The sequence below is a fragment of the Tenacibaculum sp. DPLXC6 genome (genome assembly GCF_056815515.1).
Genome location: NZ_CP141806.1, coordinates 2,332,704 through 2,350,888, shown reverse-complemented (window position 1 = coordinate 2,350,888; position 18,185 = coordinate 2,332,704). Strand labels below are relative to the sequence as shown.

16 protein-coding genes are annotated in these 18,185 nt (G+C 30.9%); 11 read left to right on the top strand and 5 right to left on the bottom strand.

Going from position 1 to position 18,185, the window contains the following annotated elements:
• Positions 1-9 precede the first annotated feature (9 nt).
• Positions 10-447, bottom strand: a complete 438-nt coding sequence (locus tag VCM48_RS10620) for a single-stranded DNA-binding protein (RefSeq protein ID WP_274638928.1) — start codon at positions 445-447, stop codon at positions 10-12.
• Between the two features lie 36 nt (positions 448-483).
• Positions 484-1,530: an A/G-specific adenine glycosylase gene (gene mutY / locus VCM48_RS10615; protein WP_482270486.1), complete on the bottom strand. Its 1,047-nt coding sequence runs from the start codon at positions 1,528-1,530 to the stop codon at positions 484-486.
• A gap of 133 nt (positions 1,531-1,663) precedes the next feature.
• Between mutY and VCM48_RS10610 the strand changes: the two genes are divergently transcribed.
• Positions 1,664-1,954 carry an HU family DNA-binding protein gene (locus tag VCM48_RS10610; RefSeq protein ID WP_047787990.1) on the top strand — a complete coding sequence of 97 codons (291 nt, stop codon included), beginning with the start codon at positions 1,664-1,666 and terminating at the stop codon, positions 1,952-1,954.
• 293 nt (positions 1,955-2,247) lie between these two features.
• Entirely contained in the window at positions 2,248-3,792 is a 1,545-nt protein-coding gene (locus VCM48_RS10605) for an Rne/Rng family ribonuclease (protein WP_099214862.1), read from the top strand.
• Positions 3,793-3,849: 57 nt separating this feature from the next.
• Here the strand turns inward: VCM48_RS10605 and VCM48_RS10600 are convergent, their stop codons facing one another.
• Entirely contained in the window at positions 3,850-6,039 is a 2,190-nt protein-coding gene (locus VCM48_RS10600) for a patatin-like phospholipase family protein (protein ID WP_482270485.1), read from the bottom strand.
• The gene (gene uvrC, locus VCM48_RS10595; protein WP_482270484.1) at positions 6,036-7,832 is read right to left on the bottom strand and encodes an excinuclease ABC subunit UvrC; all 1,797 of its coding nucleotides are present in this window, start codon (positions 7,830-7,832) and stop codon (positions 6,036-6,038) included. The genes VCM48_RS10600 and uvrC overlap by 4 nt, the downstream gene beginning before the upstream one ends.
• A gap of 69 nt (positions 7,833-7,901) precedes the next feature.
• On the opposite strand from uvrC, the gene VCM48_RS10590 reads away from it, so the two are divergent.
• From VCM48_RS10590 to VCM48_RS10570, 5 genes are all read left to right on the top strand, one after another.
• A complete protein-coding gene (locus tag VCM48_RS10590; RefSeq protein ID WP_274638924.1) occupies positions 7,902-9,674 on the top strand; it encodes a MutS-related protein in 1,773 nt (590 codons plus the stop codon).
• Positions 9,675-9,763: 89 nt separating this feature from the next.
• Entirely contained in the window at positions 9,764-10,753 is a 990-nt protein-coding gene (gene moaA / locus VCM48_RS10585; RefSeq protein WP_482270483.1) for a GTP 3',8-cyclase MoaA, read from the top strand.
• A gap of 99 nt (positions 10,754-10,852) precedes the next feature.
• Positions 10,853-12,046 (top strand): molybdopterin molybdotransferase MoeA, encoded by a 1,194-nt coding sequence (locus VCM48_RS10580; RefSeq protein ID WP_482270482.1) that lies wholly within the window; start codon positions 10,853-10,855, stop codon positions 12,044-12,046.
• Between the two features lie 38 nt (positions 12,047-12,084).
• A complete protein-coding gene (moaC, locus tag VCM48_RS10575) occupies positions 12,085-12,561 on the top strand; it encodes a cyclic pyranopterin monophosphate synthase MoaC (protein WP_482270481.1) in 477 nt (158 codons plus the stop codon).
• Positions 12,554-13,666 (top strand): NTP transferase domain-containing protein, encoded by a 1,113-nt coding sequence (locus VCM48_RS10570; protein WP_482270480.1) that lies wholly within the window; start codon positions 12,554-12,556, stop codon positions 13,664-13,666. Before moaC ends, VCM48_RS10570 begins: the two co-directional genes overlap by 8 nt.
• A 32-nt stretch (positions 13,667-13,698) precedes the next feature.
• On the opposite strand, the gene VCM48_RS10565 is transcribed toward VCM48_RS10570, so the two are convergent.
• Positions 13,699-14,895 (bottom strand): hypothetical protein, encoded by a 1,197-nt coding sequence (locus tag VCM48_RS10565; RefSeq protein WP_482270479.1) that lies wholly within the window; start codon positions 14,893-14,895, stop codon positions 13,699-13,701.
• Between the two features lie 921 nt (positions 14,896-15,816).
• On the opposite strand from VCM48_RS10565, the gene VCM48_RS10560 reads away from it, so the two are divergent.
• The 4 genes from VCM48_RS10560 to VCM48_RS10545 are packed head-to-tail and all read left to right on the top strand — an operon-like array spanning position 15,817 to position 18,170.
• Positions 15,817-16,395, top strand: a complete 579-nt coding sequence (locus VCM48_RS10560) for a TetR/AcrR family transcriptional regulator (RefSeq protein WP_090294699.1) — start codon at positions 15,817-15,819, stop codon at positions 16,393-16,395.
• A gap of 2 nt (positions 16,396-16,397) precedes the next feature.
• The gene (locus tag VCM48_RS10555; RefSeq protein ID WP_090294701.1) at positions 16,398-17,072 is read left to right on the top strand and encodes an NAD(P)H-binding protein; all 675 of its coding nucleotides are present in this window, start codon (positions 16,398-16,400) and stop codon (positions 17,070-17,072) included.
• Positions 17,073-17,078: 6 nt separating this feature from the next.
• On the top strand, positions 17,079-17,525 hold the full coding sequence (locus VCM48_RS10550; RefSeq protein ID WP_299032872.1) for a DoxX family protein: 447 nt from the start codon (positions 17,079-17,081) through the stop codon (positions 17,523-17,525).
• 12 nt (positions 17,526-17,537) lie between these two features.
• A complete protein-coding gene (locus VCM48_RS10545; protein ID WP_090294707.1) occupies positions 17,538-18,170 on the top strand; it encodes an NAD(P)H-dependent oxidoreductase in 633 nt (210 codons plus the stop codon).
• Positions 18,171-18,185: the final 15 nt, after the last annotated feature.

The window sequence follows — 18,185 nt, the reverse complement described above, 5'->3', positions numbered from 1 at the left end:
TTAATTAAACTAAAATGGTAAATCATCATCTTCTTCACTAGCTACACTTGGTGGTGTAGGATTAGGGTTCCCTTGAGTTGGTGCTGTGTTTGGTTGCGTATTATTTGGATCTTTTTTTGTTGATAAGAACGTCATATCTTGTACATGAATTTCAGTTGTGTACCTTTTTTGTCCATCAACCTCATATTGACGTGTTTTTATACGTCCTTCGCAATACACACGATCTCCTTTGGTCAAATATTTTTCACAGATTTCAGCCAACTTATTACGCACTACTATATTATGCCATTCAACATTTGTTATTTTCTCTCCAGTTTGACGATTGGTATACGTTTCATTAGTTGCTAAAGGAAAACGACCTATTGAGTTTCCTCCTTCGAAATAATGCATTTTTACCTCATCTCCTAAATGTCCTATTAAAATAACCTTGTTTATTGTTCCTGCCATAGCATTATAGTTTTGTGTAAATCAAATATACAAATTTTAAGATTCTTTGTTTAAATATTCCTCTAAAAACTTATCAATTAACACAGGTACTGGGTGCTCTTTAACTGTTCTCCAGTCTATAGTTCTTGTGTTTACACCTATAGTTTTTACTACCCAAAACTTAGTAATTAAATGCTGATGCGATAGTTTATGAATAATATCTTCTTTATTGAAAAGAGAGATTGTGGTTTCATTTGGAAAAAGCCTAACAAACTGCTCACTTTCTATTAATTTTTCTTCACTTATAGTCTTTTGTGTTTCTATCAGAGGAAATTGATAAAGCCCTTGCCAAATACCCTTACCTTTTCGTTCTTCTAAAACAGTTTCATTCTCTTTTGTTACTGGAACTAGGTAATTAAAATATCGCTTTTTTACCTTTATCTTCTTTTCTTTAACAGGAAGCTCTTTTACTTTATTCTCTGCCAAAGCCATGCAACTGTCAGCTAGTGGACACTTATCACATAAAGGTATTTGAGGTTTGCAATGTAACGCTCCAAAATCCATTATAGCTTGATTATATACTCCTGGTTGCGATGCATCTATTAGAGTTTGTGCTAATTCTTTAAACTCTTTTATCCCTTTAGTAGAATTAATTGGGGTATCTATACCAAAAAAACGAGAAAGAACCCTATAAACATTACCATCAACAACGGCAACTGGCTCATTATAACAAATAGAAGCAATTGCAGAAGCAGTATAATCTCCCACTCCTTTTAATTTAAGTAACTCTTTATATGTTTTAGGAAACACTCCATTTAATTCATTTGCTACAAACTTAGCTGTAAAATGTAAGTTTCTTGCGCGTGAATAATAACCAAGTCCTTGCCACAACTTCAGTACTTCACTTTCATCCGCTTTAGCTAAATCAAACACTGTTGGAAAAGTTTCTGTAAACTTTAAAAAATAAGGTAAGCCTTGTGCTACACGTGTTTGCTGTAACATAATTTCACTTAACCAAACCCGGTATGGATCCTTAGTTTTTCTCCAAGGAAGCTCTCTTTTATTTTGTAAATACCAGTATACTAGTTGCTTAGCTAAAATCATTTATGTAAATTGTGAGCGCAAAATTAGTATATTTAATTTAGATATTTTTATTCTTATTTTTTTCGGAATAGATTAATTATCATATATTTGCACCCTCAATTTTTTAAAAGAAAACAAACAAAATATATTTATAATGACAAAAGCAGATATCGTATCTAAGATTTCAGATAAGAGCGGAATTGAAAAAGCGGATGTTTTAGCGACTGTTGAAGCATTTATGGAAGAAGTAAAAGATGCATTAGAGAATGGTGATAATGTATATTTAAGAGGTTTTGGTAGCTTCATTATTAAAACTAGAGCAGAAAAAACTGGTAGAAACATTTCTAAGAATACAACTATCAAGATTCCTGCACACAACATACCTGCTTTTAAACCTTCTAAAGTGTTTACTGAAGGGGTAAAAACAAAAGTAGCTGTAAAGTAATTAAAAAAGTATTAACCCAAAACCTTTACCTTTAAGGTTTTACAAAACATTTTAACTATGCCAAGTGGTAAAAAAAGAAAGAGAGCTAAGATCTCTACACACAAAAGAAAGAAAAGAGCAAGAGCAAATCGCCATAAGAAAAAGTAAGCATTAGCTTACTTTTTCGTTGCTTTTATAAGTTACGTTCATTGACATTAAGGTTTTAACACCTTAAAAATGGTATAAACATATACCTGTTTACAAATTTTAATCCGTCTTCGTAAATTTTACGTTGGCACAAAACCATATTCAGAATGAAAACAGAATTAATAATTCGTTCCAATTCTTCTGATATTGATTTCGCCTTACTAAGAGATGGTAAACTTATTGAGTTAAACAAAGAAACAAGCGACAATAATTTTTCAGTTGGGGATATTTTTCTTGCCAAAATAGGAAAAGTGATGACTGGTTTAAATGCCGCTTTTGTAAATGTTGGATACCCTAAAGATGGTTTTTTACACTACCACGATTTAGGTCCACAAGTACAATCTTTAAACAAATTCATTAAGAAAGTAAGCACAGGTAATTACAAAGAATTCACTTTAAAAAACTTTCGCTTTGAAGAAGATATCAACAAAGATGGGAGTATTAACGACGTACTAAAATCAGGTCAAAATTTATTAGTACAAATTGTAAAAGAACCTATTTCTACCAAAGGTCCGCGTATTAGTTCGGAACTTTCTATTGCAGGTAGATTTTTAGTTTTAGTTCCTTTTTCTAACCGTATATCGGTATCGCAAAAAATAGCAGATCCGAAAGAAAAGGAGCGTTTAAAAAAATTAGCAAAAAGTATCAGACCAAAAGGGTTTGGACTTATTTTACGTACTGTTGCCGAAGGTAAAAAGGTAGCAGAACTTGACAAAGATTTACAAAACTCACTTGACCGTTGGAAGACTATGTGTAAACGCATAGCTAATAACAATACTCCAACAAAAATATTAAGTGAGTTAAACAGAGCATCTTCTATCTTAAGAGATGTAATGAACGATTCTTTTACAAGTATAGTAACCAATGATGAAACTCTTAAGGTTGAAATTAAAGAGTACTTACAAGAAATATACCCTGAAAAGGAAAATATTGTAAGGCACCATCGTTCTGATGTACCTATTTTTGAAAAATACGGTATTGAGCGACAAATAAAAACATCGTTTGGTAAAACAGTTTCAATGAGTAAAGGAGCATATTTAGTTATTGAACATACCGAAGCTTTGCATGTTATAGATGTAAATAGTGGTAATCGTTCTAACAAATCCTTAAACCAAGAAGAAACTGCCTTAGAAGTCAATTTAATTGCTGCCAGTGAAATAGCTCGTCAATTACAGTTACGAGATATGGGTGGGATTATTGTTGTTGACTTTATTGATATGAAGTCTGCTGAAAACAGACAGAAATTATATCAACATTTAAAAGATGCAATGTCTTTAGACCGTACTAAACATAAAATTTTACCTCCAAGTAAATTTGGTTTAGTTCAAATTACAAGACAACGTGTACGACCTGAATTAGAGATAAAAACACGTGAACCAAACCCAAATAAAAATGGAGAGGTTGAAGCTCCTATTGTTCTTTTAGACAAAATAGAAGCAGAATTAGAACGCATATTAAATAGCGGTAAAAAATATAAAGAAATCACATTAAATGTGCATCCGTTTATAGCTGCTTATTTAACAAAAGGCGTTAACTCAATCCGTTTTAAATGGTTTGTTCAACATAAAAAGTGGATTAAAATATTACCTAGAGATGCTTACCAGTACTTACAATATAAGTTCTATTTAAAAAAGAATAAAAAAAGTAAGTAAGGCAATCTTATTATGAAATAAAAATCCCGTATCATCTGATACGGGATTTTTTTATCTCTAAAACCAAAAGCCAAGGTTAAATAACCAGTAATGCTCCGAATGATCTGGAGACCATGTGTACTTTAACTCTATAGGTCCTAAAAATGTTTCTACACTATATCCAACAGCATATCCTGACTTAGTATTTTTAAACAAATCACCATCCTCAAATATATCCTCTTCTACACGTGCATAATTAGCTATAAACATTGCATAATGCTTTTTATACACTTCATAACGTAGATTAAACTCTGATCTTAAATAAGATTGATTATTTAACCCGCCAGTATCATAACCATACATTGGAATGAAGTTATTAATATAGTTTTGATTATAACCTCCTAAATGATAATCAAATATTTCAAATGATTTTTTTCCTAGCGTATATCCTGCTTGAGAAGTATATTGAAATGTTAGTTTATCGTAAAAAGTTGTTGCAAAGCCTAACGTTCCGCCTAATTGAGAAAACTGATGAAAAGGTTCGCTATTTTCTATTAATTCATCTAGCCTATTGTTTCTATCGGACCATAAGAACCATTTAAACCCTATATCTGCATAAAAACCTTTCTTTGGGAACATTTCTTTATCATAGGTATCTAACTTTAAGAAAGCATAGGTATTTATGTAATTACTATTATCAAAAAAGTCTTCTTTACCTTCTGTTGAAATATTTTTTGTACTTGCATTAATATTTTTATGTTCTGCACCTACACCTATGGCAAATTTTTTATCAAATGTTGTTTGTAGGTATAACGAAGTTGAGAAATCTCTATATTTTCCATTTATAAGGCCTGTATCATATATAAAATCGCTGTTAAATACATTATACCTTGTTCTAAAACCATAACTTGGTAATAGGCCATTATCAATAAAATACTCAACGTTATATCTAATTTTGTCCCCTACGCCAACATCCAAAGAAAATTCATCATTTTGAAAAAGCATTTTTTTATGATTGTAGTTTAATAATACTGCTGATTTATAAAGTAAATCATAGTGTAAACCTAATCTTAAATACGATTGTATTTTTTCTTCTTTAACGGTTAGTTCAAGCTTTTTTCCTTGAAAAGATTTTTCAAAATGATAATCAATTCTTTTAAAGTTTTTTGACGCTGTAAGTGTATTAATTTTTTTAGAAATTTCTTTATATGAAACACTATCACCTTCTCTTAACTGTAACTTTCCTAAAATATAGTTATTTGTGTAGTTTTTATTTCCTTTTATAATAATTCTATCAACCAAAAACCTTTTTCCTTTAGGTGATATTTTAGAGATTTTCTTTTTTTTAGGTTGCATTTTTGCAATACTATCAAAAACTACCCTGTACTTTTTTGCTGTTTTTTCTCCTTCTGCTAAAATTTCATTCTTTACATCAAATGAAATCACACTGTAGTCTATAACATTTGGTCTTATATAAATGTCTAATAATTCTACCTGTTCATCAGACTTTTTATACATCTGAAAATTAATAATCTGTAACAATAACGAAGCTACAGACACTAATTCTTCTCTTTTTAACAACTCTCCTTGTACGCTAACACCAATAACAATATCTACGTCTTTTTTTTTCATTACATCAACAGGGAAATTGTTTACAACTCCTCCATCTACCAATAACTTTCCATCAATATCCACTGGATTTAACAACGAAGGAAACGCAGCACTTGCCCTTAAAGCTAGAGGTAATGATCCGCTTTCTAAAACTTCTTCTTCTCCTGTTTCAATATTAGTTCCTATACAATAAAAAGGGATTGGGAGCTTTGAAAAGTCAGTAACCTCATCAACAGGAGCTAATAACTCTGTTAAAAAATTAAGCACGTTTTGTCCTTTTGATAAACCTAAGGGCAACCCTAAATTTCCTTTTTTAATGGGTAAAGAAATAGCATATTTTTCTCCATGTTCTTTTCTAAAAAAAGGCTTTTCTCTTCTAGAAACTTTATCTTGTAACAAATCCATAAAATCTGTTTCAAGAACAGCTTCTTCAATTTGTTCCGCTGTATATCCAGAAGCATACAGTCCACCAACAATAGCTCCCATACTTGTACCACCAATGTAATCTACCTGTACTCCTGCTTTTTCGAGTTCTTTTAATATACCAATATGCGCAATTCCTTTTGCTCCACCTCCACTAAGCACCAGCCCTACCTTGGGTTGATCTTGTGCCAACATATATGCTGGTAGTAATAATAAAATTAGCAACTTTTTCATTCTTCTTTTTTTTGATAGTGTTTGTATATTTTTTGAGCTCTAGCATTTCCAACCACTTCTTTTAATTCTTCAAAAGTGGCAGCTTTAACTCTTTTAGCTGATTTAAACTTACGTAATAAATTAGTGATGGTTTGCTTTCCTATATCAGGAATTTGTTCTAATTCTGATTGTATTGCACTTTTACTTCGTTTGTTTCTATGGAAAGTAATTCCAAAACGGTGTGCTTCATTACGTAGATATTGAATAATTTTAAGCGTTTCAGACTTTTTATCTAGGTATAACGGAACTGGATCTCCAGGATAAAAAATCTCTTCCAGTCTTTTTGCTATACCAATAATGGCTATTTTTCCTCTTAAACCTAAAGCATCTAAACTTTTTAAAGCAGAGGATAATTGCCCTTTACCCCCATCAATAACTATTAATTGTGGTAAAGGTTGTTCTTCGTCTAATAATCGCTTATACCTTCGGTATACGACTTCTTCCATCGATGCAAAATCGTCAGGACCTTCTACTGTTTTTATATTAAAGTGACGATAGTCTTTTTTACTTGGTTTTCCATCTTTAAAAACCACACACGCAGCAACTGGATTTGTTCCTTGGATATTTGAGTTATCAAAACATTCAATATGGCGTGGTTCTTTTCCTAATCGTAAATCTTTTTGCATTTGCGTCATAATTCTTTTTACATGACGGTCTGGATCTACAATTTTTATTTGTTTAAACTGTTCTTGACGATAAAACTTTGCGTTACGTTCAGACAGTTCTACAATACGTTTTTTGTCTCCTAATTTTGGTATTGTAACTTTAACATCTTTACCCACATTCACTTTAAACGGAACGAAAATTTCTCTTGACAAAGAATTAAAGCGCTGACGAGTTTCAATAATAAATAACTCAAGAAGCTCCTTATCTGTTTCCTCTAGTTTTTTCTTAATCTCTGTGGTATAAGATTGCACTATTGAGCCATTCATTATTTTGAAAAAGTTTGCATATCCATGAGATTCATCAGAAATGATAGAAAACACGTCTACATTATTTATAGACGGGTTTACAATCGTTGATTTTGCTTGATAATTCTGTAAAGACGCTAATTTTTCTTTGATTTTTTGTGCTTCTTCAAACCGCATATCTGCAGCAAAGTCAAGCATTATTTTTTCAAACTGCTGTAAACTCTCTTTAAAGTTTCCTTTAATAATATTTCTAATAGCTCTTATATCATCTAAATAATCTTCCTCAGTTTGATACCCTTCACATGGTCCTTTACAATTTCCTAAGTGATATTCTAAACAAACTTTGTATTTATCAGCATCAATTTTTTCTTGACTTAAATCATAATTACACGTTCTTAATGGATACAACTCTTTAATTAAATCTAACAACGCATGCACTGTTCGTACATTTGTATAAGGTCCAAAATACTCTGACCCATCTTTAACAACTCTTCTTGTAGAAAATATACGTGGAAATCGTTCCTTTTTAATACAAATCCATGGATATGTCTTATCGTCTTTTAATAAAACATTATATCGAGGTTTATATTTTTTTATTAGATTATTTTCAAGTAGTAATGCATCTGTTTCTGTATCAACTACCACATGTTCTATTCGAACAATTTTTTTTACTAAAACTCGCGTTTTACCATTCTCATGATTCTTAGTAAAATAAGACGAAACTCGTTTCTTTAAATTCTTCGCTTTCCCAACATAAATAATCGTGTCATCTTTATCAAAATATTGATAAACTCCTGGCAAATTTGGTAGTGTTTTTATTTGAAGTTCGAGTGATGTTGGCATACAACGAAAATACGATTTTATTAAAAGATATTTGTTGTAATGCTTTACATTTATCCTTTTCAATTAAAAATGCAACAACCTCAAGATTTTTACAATAAAGAGCTGAAAGATTTAGCTGTTCAACTTTCAAAAATAAATAGTAAAATAACCTTTATAAGAATACTCAGGCTATTTGTTTTTTTAGGCTTTTCTTTTGGAGTTTATTTAACCTTCCATCAAACCTACATACCATTTATAATTGGATTTATTGGAGTTTTACTCTTTGCTATTTTAGTTATACAACATCAACATATAAAAGAAAAACGTACCATTCTTCAACTTAAAAAAGACAAAAATCAACTAGAAATTGATGTTCTTAATGGTCGTTTTGAATCACTTCCTGAAGGAACAGAGTTTACAAATTCTACCCATTATTATAGCAATGACATTGATTTATTCGGAAAGGGATCCTTTTTTCAATATATAAATAGAACTGCAACAACCAATGGTAAAAAATTACTAGCTTCCTTATTAACTAGTAATTCAATTTCTTTTATTGAAGAAAAGCAAAAAGCACTTAAAGAATTATCTGAAAAGATTCATTGGCGACAACATTTTACTTCACTAGCACATTTAGTTTCGTCAACCACTCAAGAATCCTCAGTGATCACAAAATGGTTAATCAACTATGAGTCAAAACTAGCAACTGCTTTAAAATGGGTTTCTATGTTTTTTTCAATCATTTCAATAACTTTAATAGTCTTATTGGTTTTTAACGCTATTCCTTTTTCAGTTGTTTTAATTTGGTTTTTTATCGGTCTAACAATTACAATCTTCCATATTAAAAAAACACAACATATTTACACCTCATCGAGTAAAGCTAAAGATACTTTTAAACAGTATTATTTGCTTCTGGAACAAATTGAAAAAGAAACTTTTACTTCTGCTCTTCTAAAAGAAAAGCAACAAAAAATAGCTACTAAAACAAAAAAAGCTTCTGTTATTTTTAAAGAGTTTTCTAAAATTTTAGACACTTTCGATCAACGTAATAATATTGTTATTGCTATTATTGGAAATGGCTTGTTTTTATGGGATATTACCCTTGCTATAAGAGTAGAAAAATGGATTCTTTCCTATAGAGAAACTACCGATGAGTGGTTTAACGTTGTAAATTTTTTCGATGCTTATAACTCTTTTGCCAATTTCGTTTTTAATCATCCTACTTTTACTTTCCCTACTCTTCAAAAAGAAAACAACGGTATTATTGCTCAAAACCTTGGACATCCACTTTTGAAATCTTCAAAAAGAGTTGACAATGATTTTACGATTTCTAAAGGGCAATTTTTTATTATAACTGGTGCTAACATGGCAGGAAAAAGCACATTTTTGCGTACCGTTTCCTTATCCATAGTCATGGCAAACTGTGGGCTGCCTGTATGCGCCACTAATTATCAATACACACCTATAAAATTAATTACAAGTATGCGAACATCTGACTCATTAACCGAGGATGAGTCTTATTTTTATTCGGAACTAAAACGGTTAAAATTTATTGTTGACACTATTGAAACCGATCGCTATTTTATTATTCTTGATGAAATTTTAAAAGGGACAAACAGTAAAGATAAAGCATCAGGCTCTAGAAAATTTGTTGAAAAACTTACACGTTCAAAATCTACTGGAATTATAGCTACTCACGATGTAAGTTTGTGCGAACTCGCCAAAGAGTACCCTCAAATACTTAATTATTATTTTGATGCTGAAATTGTAAATAATGAATTGTTTTTCGATTACACCATAAAACCTGGAACTTGCAAAAACATGAATGCTTCTTTTCTCCTTAAAAAAATGAGAATTGTGTAGGCTTTAATTTGGGAACGTCTGTATTATCTTTCAACAAAACCATGACATATGACAGGAAAAATTGATTGATTAATCCGTACCTTTACACTATGAGCAAACTCATAGATAATTTTGGAAGACAAATCAACTACGTTCGTTTAGCAGTAACCGACCGCTGTAACTTACGTTGTCAATATTGTATGCCTGCTCAAGGAATTGATATTGTACCTCGTAAAGAGCTACTTACCTACAAAGAAATGTACCGAATAATTCGAGTACTTACTGAGTTGGGTGTTAACAAAGTTCGTTTAACAGGAGGAGAGCCTTTTGTAAGAAAAGATTTTGTTTCTTTTTTAGAAATGTTGTCTTATAATGACTTGTTAGATGATATAAATATTACAACAAACGGAGCTCTTATTTCTAAACATATCAAAACAATAGAAAACCTTAAAAAGGTAAAAAACATTAATTTAAGTATTGATAGTTTACATCCTGAAAAGTTTGCTAAAATTACTCGTAGAGATGTTTTCCCAGAAGTATATAAAACGTTTGAATTATTAGAAAAAAGTTCGTTGAATTTGAAGTTAAATGTAGTTGTGCAGTCTGGATTTAATACTGATGAAATTAACGATTTTGTAAAGCTTACTAAAGATAAAAACATTGCCGTACGTTTTATTGAAGAAATGCCTTTTAATGGTAAAGGACAACGAAACTCGGAAGAAGTTTGGAACTACAATAAAATCTTAGGTGAAATTCAGTCTCAGTTCACTGTAACTAAGCTACCTTCAAAAAAATCATCTACTTCTAGAAATTTTTCTATAGAAAACCACAAAGGAACTGTAGGAATTATTCCTGCATTCACCCGTACTATTTGTAATGATTGTAATCGAATTAGAATTACCTCAACTGGAACTTTTAAGAACTGTTTGTTTGATGATGGTGTTTTTAACTTGCGTGACTTTATTAGAAATGGTGCAAGTAATGAAGATTTAAAAGCCTTGTTTTTATCATTGATAAAAGAAAAACCTGAAAATGGTTTTGTGGCTGAAGCAAATAGAAAAGGAAACGTAACCGAAAGTATGAGTACCATTGGAGGATAGACTAATGAAAAAATAGTTTAATGAGTTAATGTAGTAATAGAAGTTTCAGTATTTAAAATGCAAACTAAAGACTAAACATTAAAAATTTAAAACTAATTAATGATTACAGTAGAAGAAGCAAAACATATAATTTTAGAAAACACACAAGATTTCGGAATTGAAGAAGTTCCGTTTTTACAAGCTATTGGAAGGGTTTTAAAAGAAGATATTGTTGCTGACAGAGATTTCCCTCCTTTCAACCGAGTGGCCATGGATGGTATTGCAATCAACTATCGTTTTTTTGAGCACGGTATTCGCGATTTTAAAATAGAAGGAATCCAAGCTGCTGGAAGTCCACAAAAAACACTGGATAATGCAGCCAACTGTTATGAGGTTATGACAGGAGCTGTATTACCTAAAAATACTGATACGGTAATTCGTTATGAAGATATTGATATTAATACACAAATAGCTACAGTTAATGTTGATGAGATCAAAGAAGGACAGAATATTCACAGAAAAGGTTCCGATAAAAGTAAAGGTACAGTTCTAATAAAAAAGAACACTATAATTTCCGCTGCTGAAATTGGAGTGCTGGCTACAGTAGGTAAAGCTACTGTAAAAGTTGCCAAACAACCTAAAGTAATGATTGTTTCTACTGGTGATGAATTGGTTGATGTAAATGAAAATCCGTTAGACCACCAAATTCGTAGAAGTAATGTATATACGTTAGTTTCCTTATTGAACAATTTAAAAATTCCAGCAGAAACAGCCCATATTACTGATGAAAAATCAATTTTAAAAGAAAAAATTGAATCGTATTTAAAACAATACGATGTACTTCTATTTAGCGGTGCTGTAAGCAAAGGAAAGTTTGATTTTCTACCTGAAGTTTTAGATGAATTGGGCGTTCAAAAATTATTCCACAGAGTTTCGCAACGACCTGGTAAACCTTTTTGGTTTGGCACCACAGACAACTGCAATGTGTTCGCTTTTCCAGGAAACCCAGTTTCAACTTTTGTAAACTGTATGGTATATTTTTACCCTTGGTATTTAACATCGGCAGAATTACATTCTGAAGAAAAAACAGCAATTTTAGCAGAAAACATTACTTTTAAACCTAACTTAAGCTGTTTTATGCAAGTAAAATTAACTTCTGAAAATGGACAAGTATACGCAACACCAATACAAGGAAATGGTTCAGGCGATTTAGCTAGCTTGGTAGAAGCTGATGGCTTTATAGAACTCCCCAAAACCGAAGAAATAGAATTTAAAAAAGGAAGTGTTTTTCCGATACTAACGTATCGAGTTTAACTAAAAATTAAAAACTCAACATTTAAAATTTATACAGAGTGAGTAATTTTTCCCACATAAACGAACAAAACCAACCTAAAATGGTAAATGTTTCTGATAAAAAAATCACGAAACGTATAGCCATTGCTAAAGCTACTATGTTTTTAGGTTCAGAAATTGTGAGTCATTTTACCAATGATGAACTCATCACTAAAAAAGGGCCTGTTTTTCAAACTGCTATTATTGCCGGAATTCAAGCTGTGAAAAAAACTTCTGATATCATCCCAATGTGCCATCCTTTGTTAATCAATGGTGTGGATATTGACATCAATATTATAGACGACGAGCATGTGGAGGTTTTTTGTAAAGTAACCATCGAAGGTAAAACAGGAGTAGAAATGGAAGCTCTTACTGGAGCTTCAGCAACTTGTTTAACTATTTATGATATGTGTAAAGCTATCAGTCAAAAAATGGTAATTAAAGAAGTAAAGTTAGTAGAAAAAACAGGTGGAAAATCAGATATAAAAAATGGATAAGAAGCATACTAAACATACAAACTTAGTTAAAAAACATAATGATAATTTTGCTCCTAATGAAGTAGCTATTTTAGGAACTAAGTGTGGGGTTATCGCTGATTTAGTTCATAACGTTTCAAAAAAATTGTCAAACTATAACTTAGGATATTTTGATGCATCACATGCTAAAGATGTTGAGCAAAATACACTAACTGAATACACCTTTCATCATGAAGGAAATTTACAAATAAATACTTCTTCACCTGTAAACAAGTACGAACAACGTTTACAGTTTTACAATCACGATTTTGTCTTTATTAACGGAAATCATTACCAAGGAGCAAAACAAATTTTAATTTTAGATGATGAAAAAGAAGCCTCAGTAAAAAAACGACTAGACCAATTAACAAATATTCAGTTTGTAGTTCTATTGAATGAAAATTCAACCTATTTTGATTGTTTACTAAAACGTTTTCCACATATAAAAAACATTACTAGCTACACAATTGACCAAGTGGATGAAATTACACAGCATATTCAAAATTTGATTGAAGAATATATCGCTCCTGTGAAAGGTTTAGTATTAGTTGGTGGAAAAAGTACTCGAATGGGTAGTGACAAATCAGAATTAAGTTATTTTGGAAAACCTCAAAAACAATACGCTAAAGAGTTATTAGAAAACTGTTCTTTAGACACTTTCTTTTCTGTTCAAAAACCTTCTGAAAAAGAAAATGAAATTCACGACACCTTTTTAAACTTGGGACCTTTTGGAGGTATCTGTTCTGCTTTTCAAAAGAATCCAAATACAGCTTGGTTAGTGCTAGCAACTGATGTTCCTTTTGTAAATAACGAACTTATCTCTTTACTTTTACAGAAAAGAAACCCAAGTAAAGTTGCTACAGCAATCAAAGGAAAAAACAAAGAATTTCCTGAACCATTAATTACCATTTACGAGCCAAAGGCTTACGGAAAACTACTTCAGTATTTAGCGCAAGGGTATTCTTGCCCTCGTAAAATGTTAATTAACTCTGATGTAGAAATTATTGAAGTTGATGATAACCTTATTAGAAACATTAACACTCCTGAAGAGTTTAAAGAAGCGATTCGTTTTATAAAAAAGTCATAAGTTTCTTTTTCTAAACTCTGTAGGCGTCATTTTTATCTTCTGCTTCTAACCTCTCTTGATTTTGAAACGTTTTCTTTTGATCTGTTAAAATTTCTACTTCTATTTATTTTAGTATTGGATCTTGACGAATTCCCTCTACTTTTATAACTTCTTTTATCTCTATTTGTTGCACTTGTAGAACGTTCTCTAGAATATCCTCTTGTACTTTTTGTTTGAACATTTCTTTTAGATCTATTGTACGTTCTTGTAGGTCTATTATATTTTGATGTTCTAGTATTAGATTTCTCAGCTACCCTATTTCTGTTTCTTTCTCTTGTACTTGGAGTTCTTCTTGAAATAGAATTATTACCTCCTCTTTCTCTAGAAACTGTTCTAGTATTTCTTGCTACTGTGCGAGATCTATTTCTGCTATAATCTCCATTATTATTTGCTACTCTAGAATTCTCTCTAGTATTTTCACGATAGTTACGATCGTTTCTTTGATACATTGTTCTTCTATGATCTTTCGATCTAAAATTCACATTTCTCGCATTGGTAAGCCTACGCCCTCTGTTAAAATTTCTTACACTATTCCCTGGCCTATAATAACTACGGTTTCTATATGACCTATTGTAATACCCATCATAATAATTGTTTCTATATACCGAATACGAATACCTATATGGAGAATAGAATCTTCTATATGGGCGATTCCAAACCACGCACCTATCAACTACAGGGGCTGCAAAATATCTGTGAAAAGGTCTATACACATAATATCTATTAAAGCTGTTGATATATCCAGTACAATTTAAGAAGTTCCCATAACTATTATAGTGAACAAACAACCCACCAACTCGAGATACTCTTCCCCAACGATTATATCTAATATACACATCACCTGCCTGTACTATTCTACCATAATGATCATAAAAAATTGGAATATCTTCAATTTGAACTACCGCACCATAATCATCATATTGTACAAATGGATCATAATTGTAGCCTGAATTAAAACTTATATTTACTCCAGGAGCATTAAAATTAATATTAACTCCTCTTCTTGAGCCATTCAAATAGAAATCGAATTGACCATCTGGATACACAGCAAATTCAATACCTGCTTCTGTAAAAATGAATGATTTCCCATAATTGGAATACCCTTCACCAGCATAAGCGGCTGATTCTGATGCGTTAATCGTAAATGACGTTAGTAAAAGTCCAGTAAGTAGTAAAACAAAATTTTTCATACGATCTGATTTTAAATGTCTATCATTTTTTGATACACAGTTAAATATTACCAAGTAACATGCCAAAAATTAAAACTATGTAGAAATTATATTTTAAAATAGAATAAAAACTTGAGCATGTTTTTAAGTACAAAACAGTTTCCTTAGAAAAGAAAACCACAACAAACAGAACCCTATTAATTGGATTTTTTATGAAACTCGTGAAGCATTAAATAAAAACTCTATACAAATTGAATAATTTCAAAATAAAAAAGCCGAGTTAAAAACTCAGCTTTCTAAAATTTGTACCAAAGGTGGGACTGTGTATTAAAAAATCAAAAAACTTAACTATCTAGTTTTCAATCGTTATTATTTACAATATTTAGGTAAATATACCCTTTTTTGACACAAATTTGACACGTGTCTTTTACCTTTTTTATAAAAAACACCCTTTAATTATTTTTTACATTCTCTTTTATATATTTTTTGTATTATTTATACTCACTATAAAAATAATAATATAAAAACCTAAATATCAAAAACTTAGACTGAGTATAAAATGAATATAAAAGTGAGTATAAATTTCTATGAGTATAAAATTTGTATTCATTAAATGGTTGTTTCTTCTGGAATACATTTTTTGTAAAAAATAGGGAAATGAAAGAATTTGTAAAAACCCGTTTGAATCTTTATAATTTTTATGATACTTTTATAAGGAAGAAAAATTGCTTTTAAAAATTGCTGAATCATAGTCGTATAAAAAACAATTATTATTCCGCATATCCTTCCAAAAAAGGAAACTATAAAGCTAAAATATACGCATATAAACTAGTTAGCTACTATTTCTTACTTCATTTTAAATTCAATCAAATTATTGATGTTTTTTTAAAAATGAATGAATATTCATTTTTTTTATATCTTTGTACCCTAAAACAAAACATCATGACTAAACTTCAAAAAAGTATAGATAAACGAAACGCTCTTATAAAAGCAACCATCGAATTAGTAAATAACAATGGTTTCCATGCCACTCCTATGAGTAAAATTGCAAAAATGGCAAATGTCTCACCTGCAACTATCTATTTATATTTTGAAAATAAACAAGACTTGGTTAATCAAACGTATTTAGAAGTAAAAACGAAATACACAGATTTTGTTTTTAATACCTATGATGAGAATACATCAATTAAAACAGGCTTCGAACTCATCTGGAAACGAATTGCGGAATTTAATATTAATGAATGTGAATATTCATTTTTTTTAACCCAATGTAATAACACGCCAATAATTGATGAGCCTAGTAGACAAGAAGGTATAAAACACCTACAACCTCTACTCGATCTATGGAAACGAGGAAAGGATGAAGGAGTTATTAAGCCCATTTCAGATTATATATTATATGCCTATTCGATAAATCCCATATCAAGTTTAATGATGGCACAAAAACTAGGTCAATTTCAATTGACCAAAGCAAATACCGAAGAAGCATTTCTAACAGCTTGGGACAGCATAAAACTCTAAAAATGAAAAAAACAGCAATTATATTAGGTGCGACTGGTTTAACAGGTTCTATACTTTTAGAAAAACTACTAAATGATGATAGGTATAAAACAATCAAATTGTTTTCCAGAAAAGAAATTGATGGGCTGCCCTCAAAAGTAAAACAGTTTGTTGGAGATATTTTAGAGTTAGATAACTTCAAGAAGGATTTCACTGCAGATGAAGTATTCTGTTGCATTGGTACAACAGCCAAGAAAACACCAGACAAACAACTATACAAAAAGATAGATTTTGGAATTCCGGTTACTGCCGCAAAACTTGCAAAGGCAAATGGAATGCCTGTGTTTTTAGTCATTTCTTCATTAGGCGCAAATGCAAAAAGCTCTATTTTTTATAGCCAAACAAAAGGTGAAATGGAACAAGCTGTTCTTTCAGAAAAAATTGAAAAGACACACATTTTACAGCCTTCTATTATTGGTGGTGACAGACAAGAGAAACGTATTGGAGAAAAAATAGGGTTGGTTTTAATTAAACTTCTACAACCTTTATTCTTCGGGAAATTAAAGAAGTATAGAATTACAGAAGCTGAAGATATTGCACAAGCTATGATCAACTTGGCAAATTCAAATTCAACAAAAACAATAATTACATCTGCTAGTATCAACTTACTTGCAAAAGGAAAACCTACTCAAAAATAAAACCTTATGGAAAAAAATTTTAATAAAACAAGTACCATTCAAAACATATTGAGAATCTTGTTAGGTGTTTTTATGCTCTATGCAGGAATAGGACATCTAACGTTCCTTAGGACAGAATTTCAGGCACAAGTTCCCACTTGGATCACAACAGATGAAGCGTTTATGGATTTTATAGTGTTAGCATCTGGTGTGGTAGAAATTATTTTTGGTTTACTAATGATTTTGGGAGGTAGATTAAAAATCAAAACAGGTATTGCATTAGCAATATTCTACATTCTTATTTTTCCTGGAAATATTAATCAATATGTAAATGAAATTGATTCTTTTGGCTTAAATACGGATAGGCAAAGGTTAATAAGATTGATTTTTCAACCCGTTTTAATTGTCTGGGCTTTGTGGTCAACAGGAGCACTTAAATATTTAATATCAAAGAAAAAAAATAGCAATAAATAAAAAATTAAAAAAATGGAATTATTAGACAAATTAAACTGGAGATATGCTGCAAAAGCAATGAATGGCAAAAAAGTATCTCAAGATAAAATTGACAATATTATCGAAGCAGCTCGTTTAGCTCCTACATCAAGTGGTCTACAACCTTTTGAAATAATTGTAGTTAAAAATCAAAAAATTAAAGAACAAATTAGACCAATAGCTTGGAATCAATCTGTAATAACCGACTGCTCTCACCTGCTCGTTTTTGCTGCTTGGGACACCTATACAGAAGATAGAATTAACTATATGTTCGATTTAACAAACGAGATTAGAGGATTTAAAAACGAAGGTTGGGAAAACTACCGACAAAAGTTATTACAAATGTATCCGCAACAAGATGCAGAAGTAAACTTTAATCATGCTGCCAGACAAGCATACATTGCATTTTCACAAGCTATTACAGCTGCTGCCTACGAAGGCGTAGATGCAACACCTTTAGAAGGTTTTGACGCTGATAAGTTAGATGAAATATTAGACTTAAGAGCGAAAGGTTTGCGTAGTGCAGTAATGCTACCCATTGGTTACAGAGATGCCGATAGCGATTGGTTGGTAAATCTTGTAAAGGTTAGAAAAAGCACAGAAGATTTAGTAACAGTAATTGAATAATCAATATACTATAAA

What these genes read in the sequence shown, in the direction of transcription:
- VCM48_RS10620 (WP_274638928.1), bottom strand. Translation starts at nt 447, where the DNA reads ATGGCAGGAACAATAAACAAGGTTATTTTAATAGGACATTTAGGAGAT.
- mutY (WP_482270486.1), bottom strand. Translation starts at nt 1,530, where the DNA reads ATGATTTTAGCTAAGCAACTAGTATACTGGTATTTACAAAATAAAAGA.
- VCM48_RS10610 (WP_047787990.1), top strand. Translation starts at nt 1,664, where the DNA reads ATGACAAAAGCAGATATCGTATCTAAGATTTCAGATAAGAGCGGAATT.
- VCM48_RS10605 (WP_099214862.1), top strand. Translation starts at nt 2,248, where the DNA reads ATGAAAACAGAATTAATAATTCGTTCCAATTCTTCTGATATTGATTTC.
- VCM48_RS10600 (WP_482270485.1), bottom strand. Translation starts at nt 6,039, where the DNA reads ATGAAAAAGTTGCTAATTTTATTATTACTACCAGCATATATGTTGGCA.
- uvrC (WP_482270484.1), bottom strand. Translation starts at nt 7,832, where the DNA reads ATGCCAACATCACTCGAACTTCAAATAAAAACACTACCAAATTTGCCA.
- VCM48_RS10590 (WP_274638924.1), top strand. Translation starts at nt 7,902, where the DNA reads ATGCAACAACCTCAAGATTTTTACAATAAAGAGCTGAAAGATTTAGCT.
- moaA (WP_482270483.1), top strand. Translation starts at nt 9,764, where the DNA reads ATGAGCAAACTCATAGATAATTTTGGAAGACAAATCAACTACGTTCGT.
- VCM48_RS10580 (WP_482270482.1), top strand. Translation starts at nt 10,853, where the DNA reads ATGATTACAGTAGAAGAAGCAAAACATATAATTTTAGAAAACACACAA.
- VCM48_RS10570 (WP_482270480.1), top strand. Translation starts at nt 12,554, where the DNA reads ATGGATAAGAAGCATACTAAACATACAAACTTAGTTAAAAAACATAAT.
- VCM48_RS10565 (WP_482270479.1), bottom strand. Translation starts at nt 14,895, where the DNA reads ATGAAAAATTTTGTTTTACTACTTACTGGACTTTTACTAACGTCATTT.
- VCM48_RS10560 (WP_090294699.1), top strand. Translation starts at nt 15,817, where the DNA reads ATGACTAAACTTCAAAAAAGTATAGATAAACGAAACGCTCTTATAAAA.
- VCM48_RS10555 (WP_090294701.1), top strand. Translation starts at nt 16,398, where the DNA reads ATGAAAAAAACAGCAATTATATTAGGTGCGACTGGTTTAACAGGTTCT.
- VCM48_RS10550 (WP_299032872.1), top strand. Translation starts at nt 17,079, where the DNA reads ATGGAAAAAAATTTTAATAAAACAAGTACCATTCAAAACATATTGAGA.
- VCM48_RS10545 (WP_090294707.1), top strand. Translation starts at nt 17,538, where the DNA reads ATGGAATTATTAGACAAATTAAACTGGAGATATGCTGCAAAAGCAATG.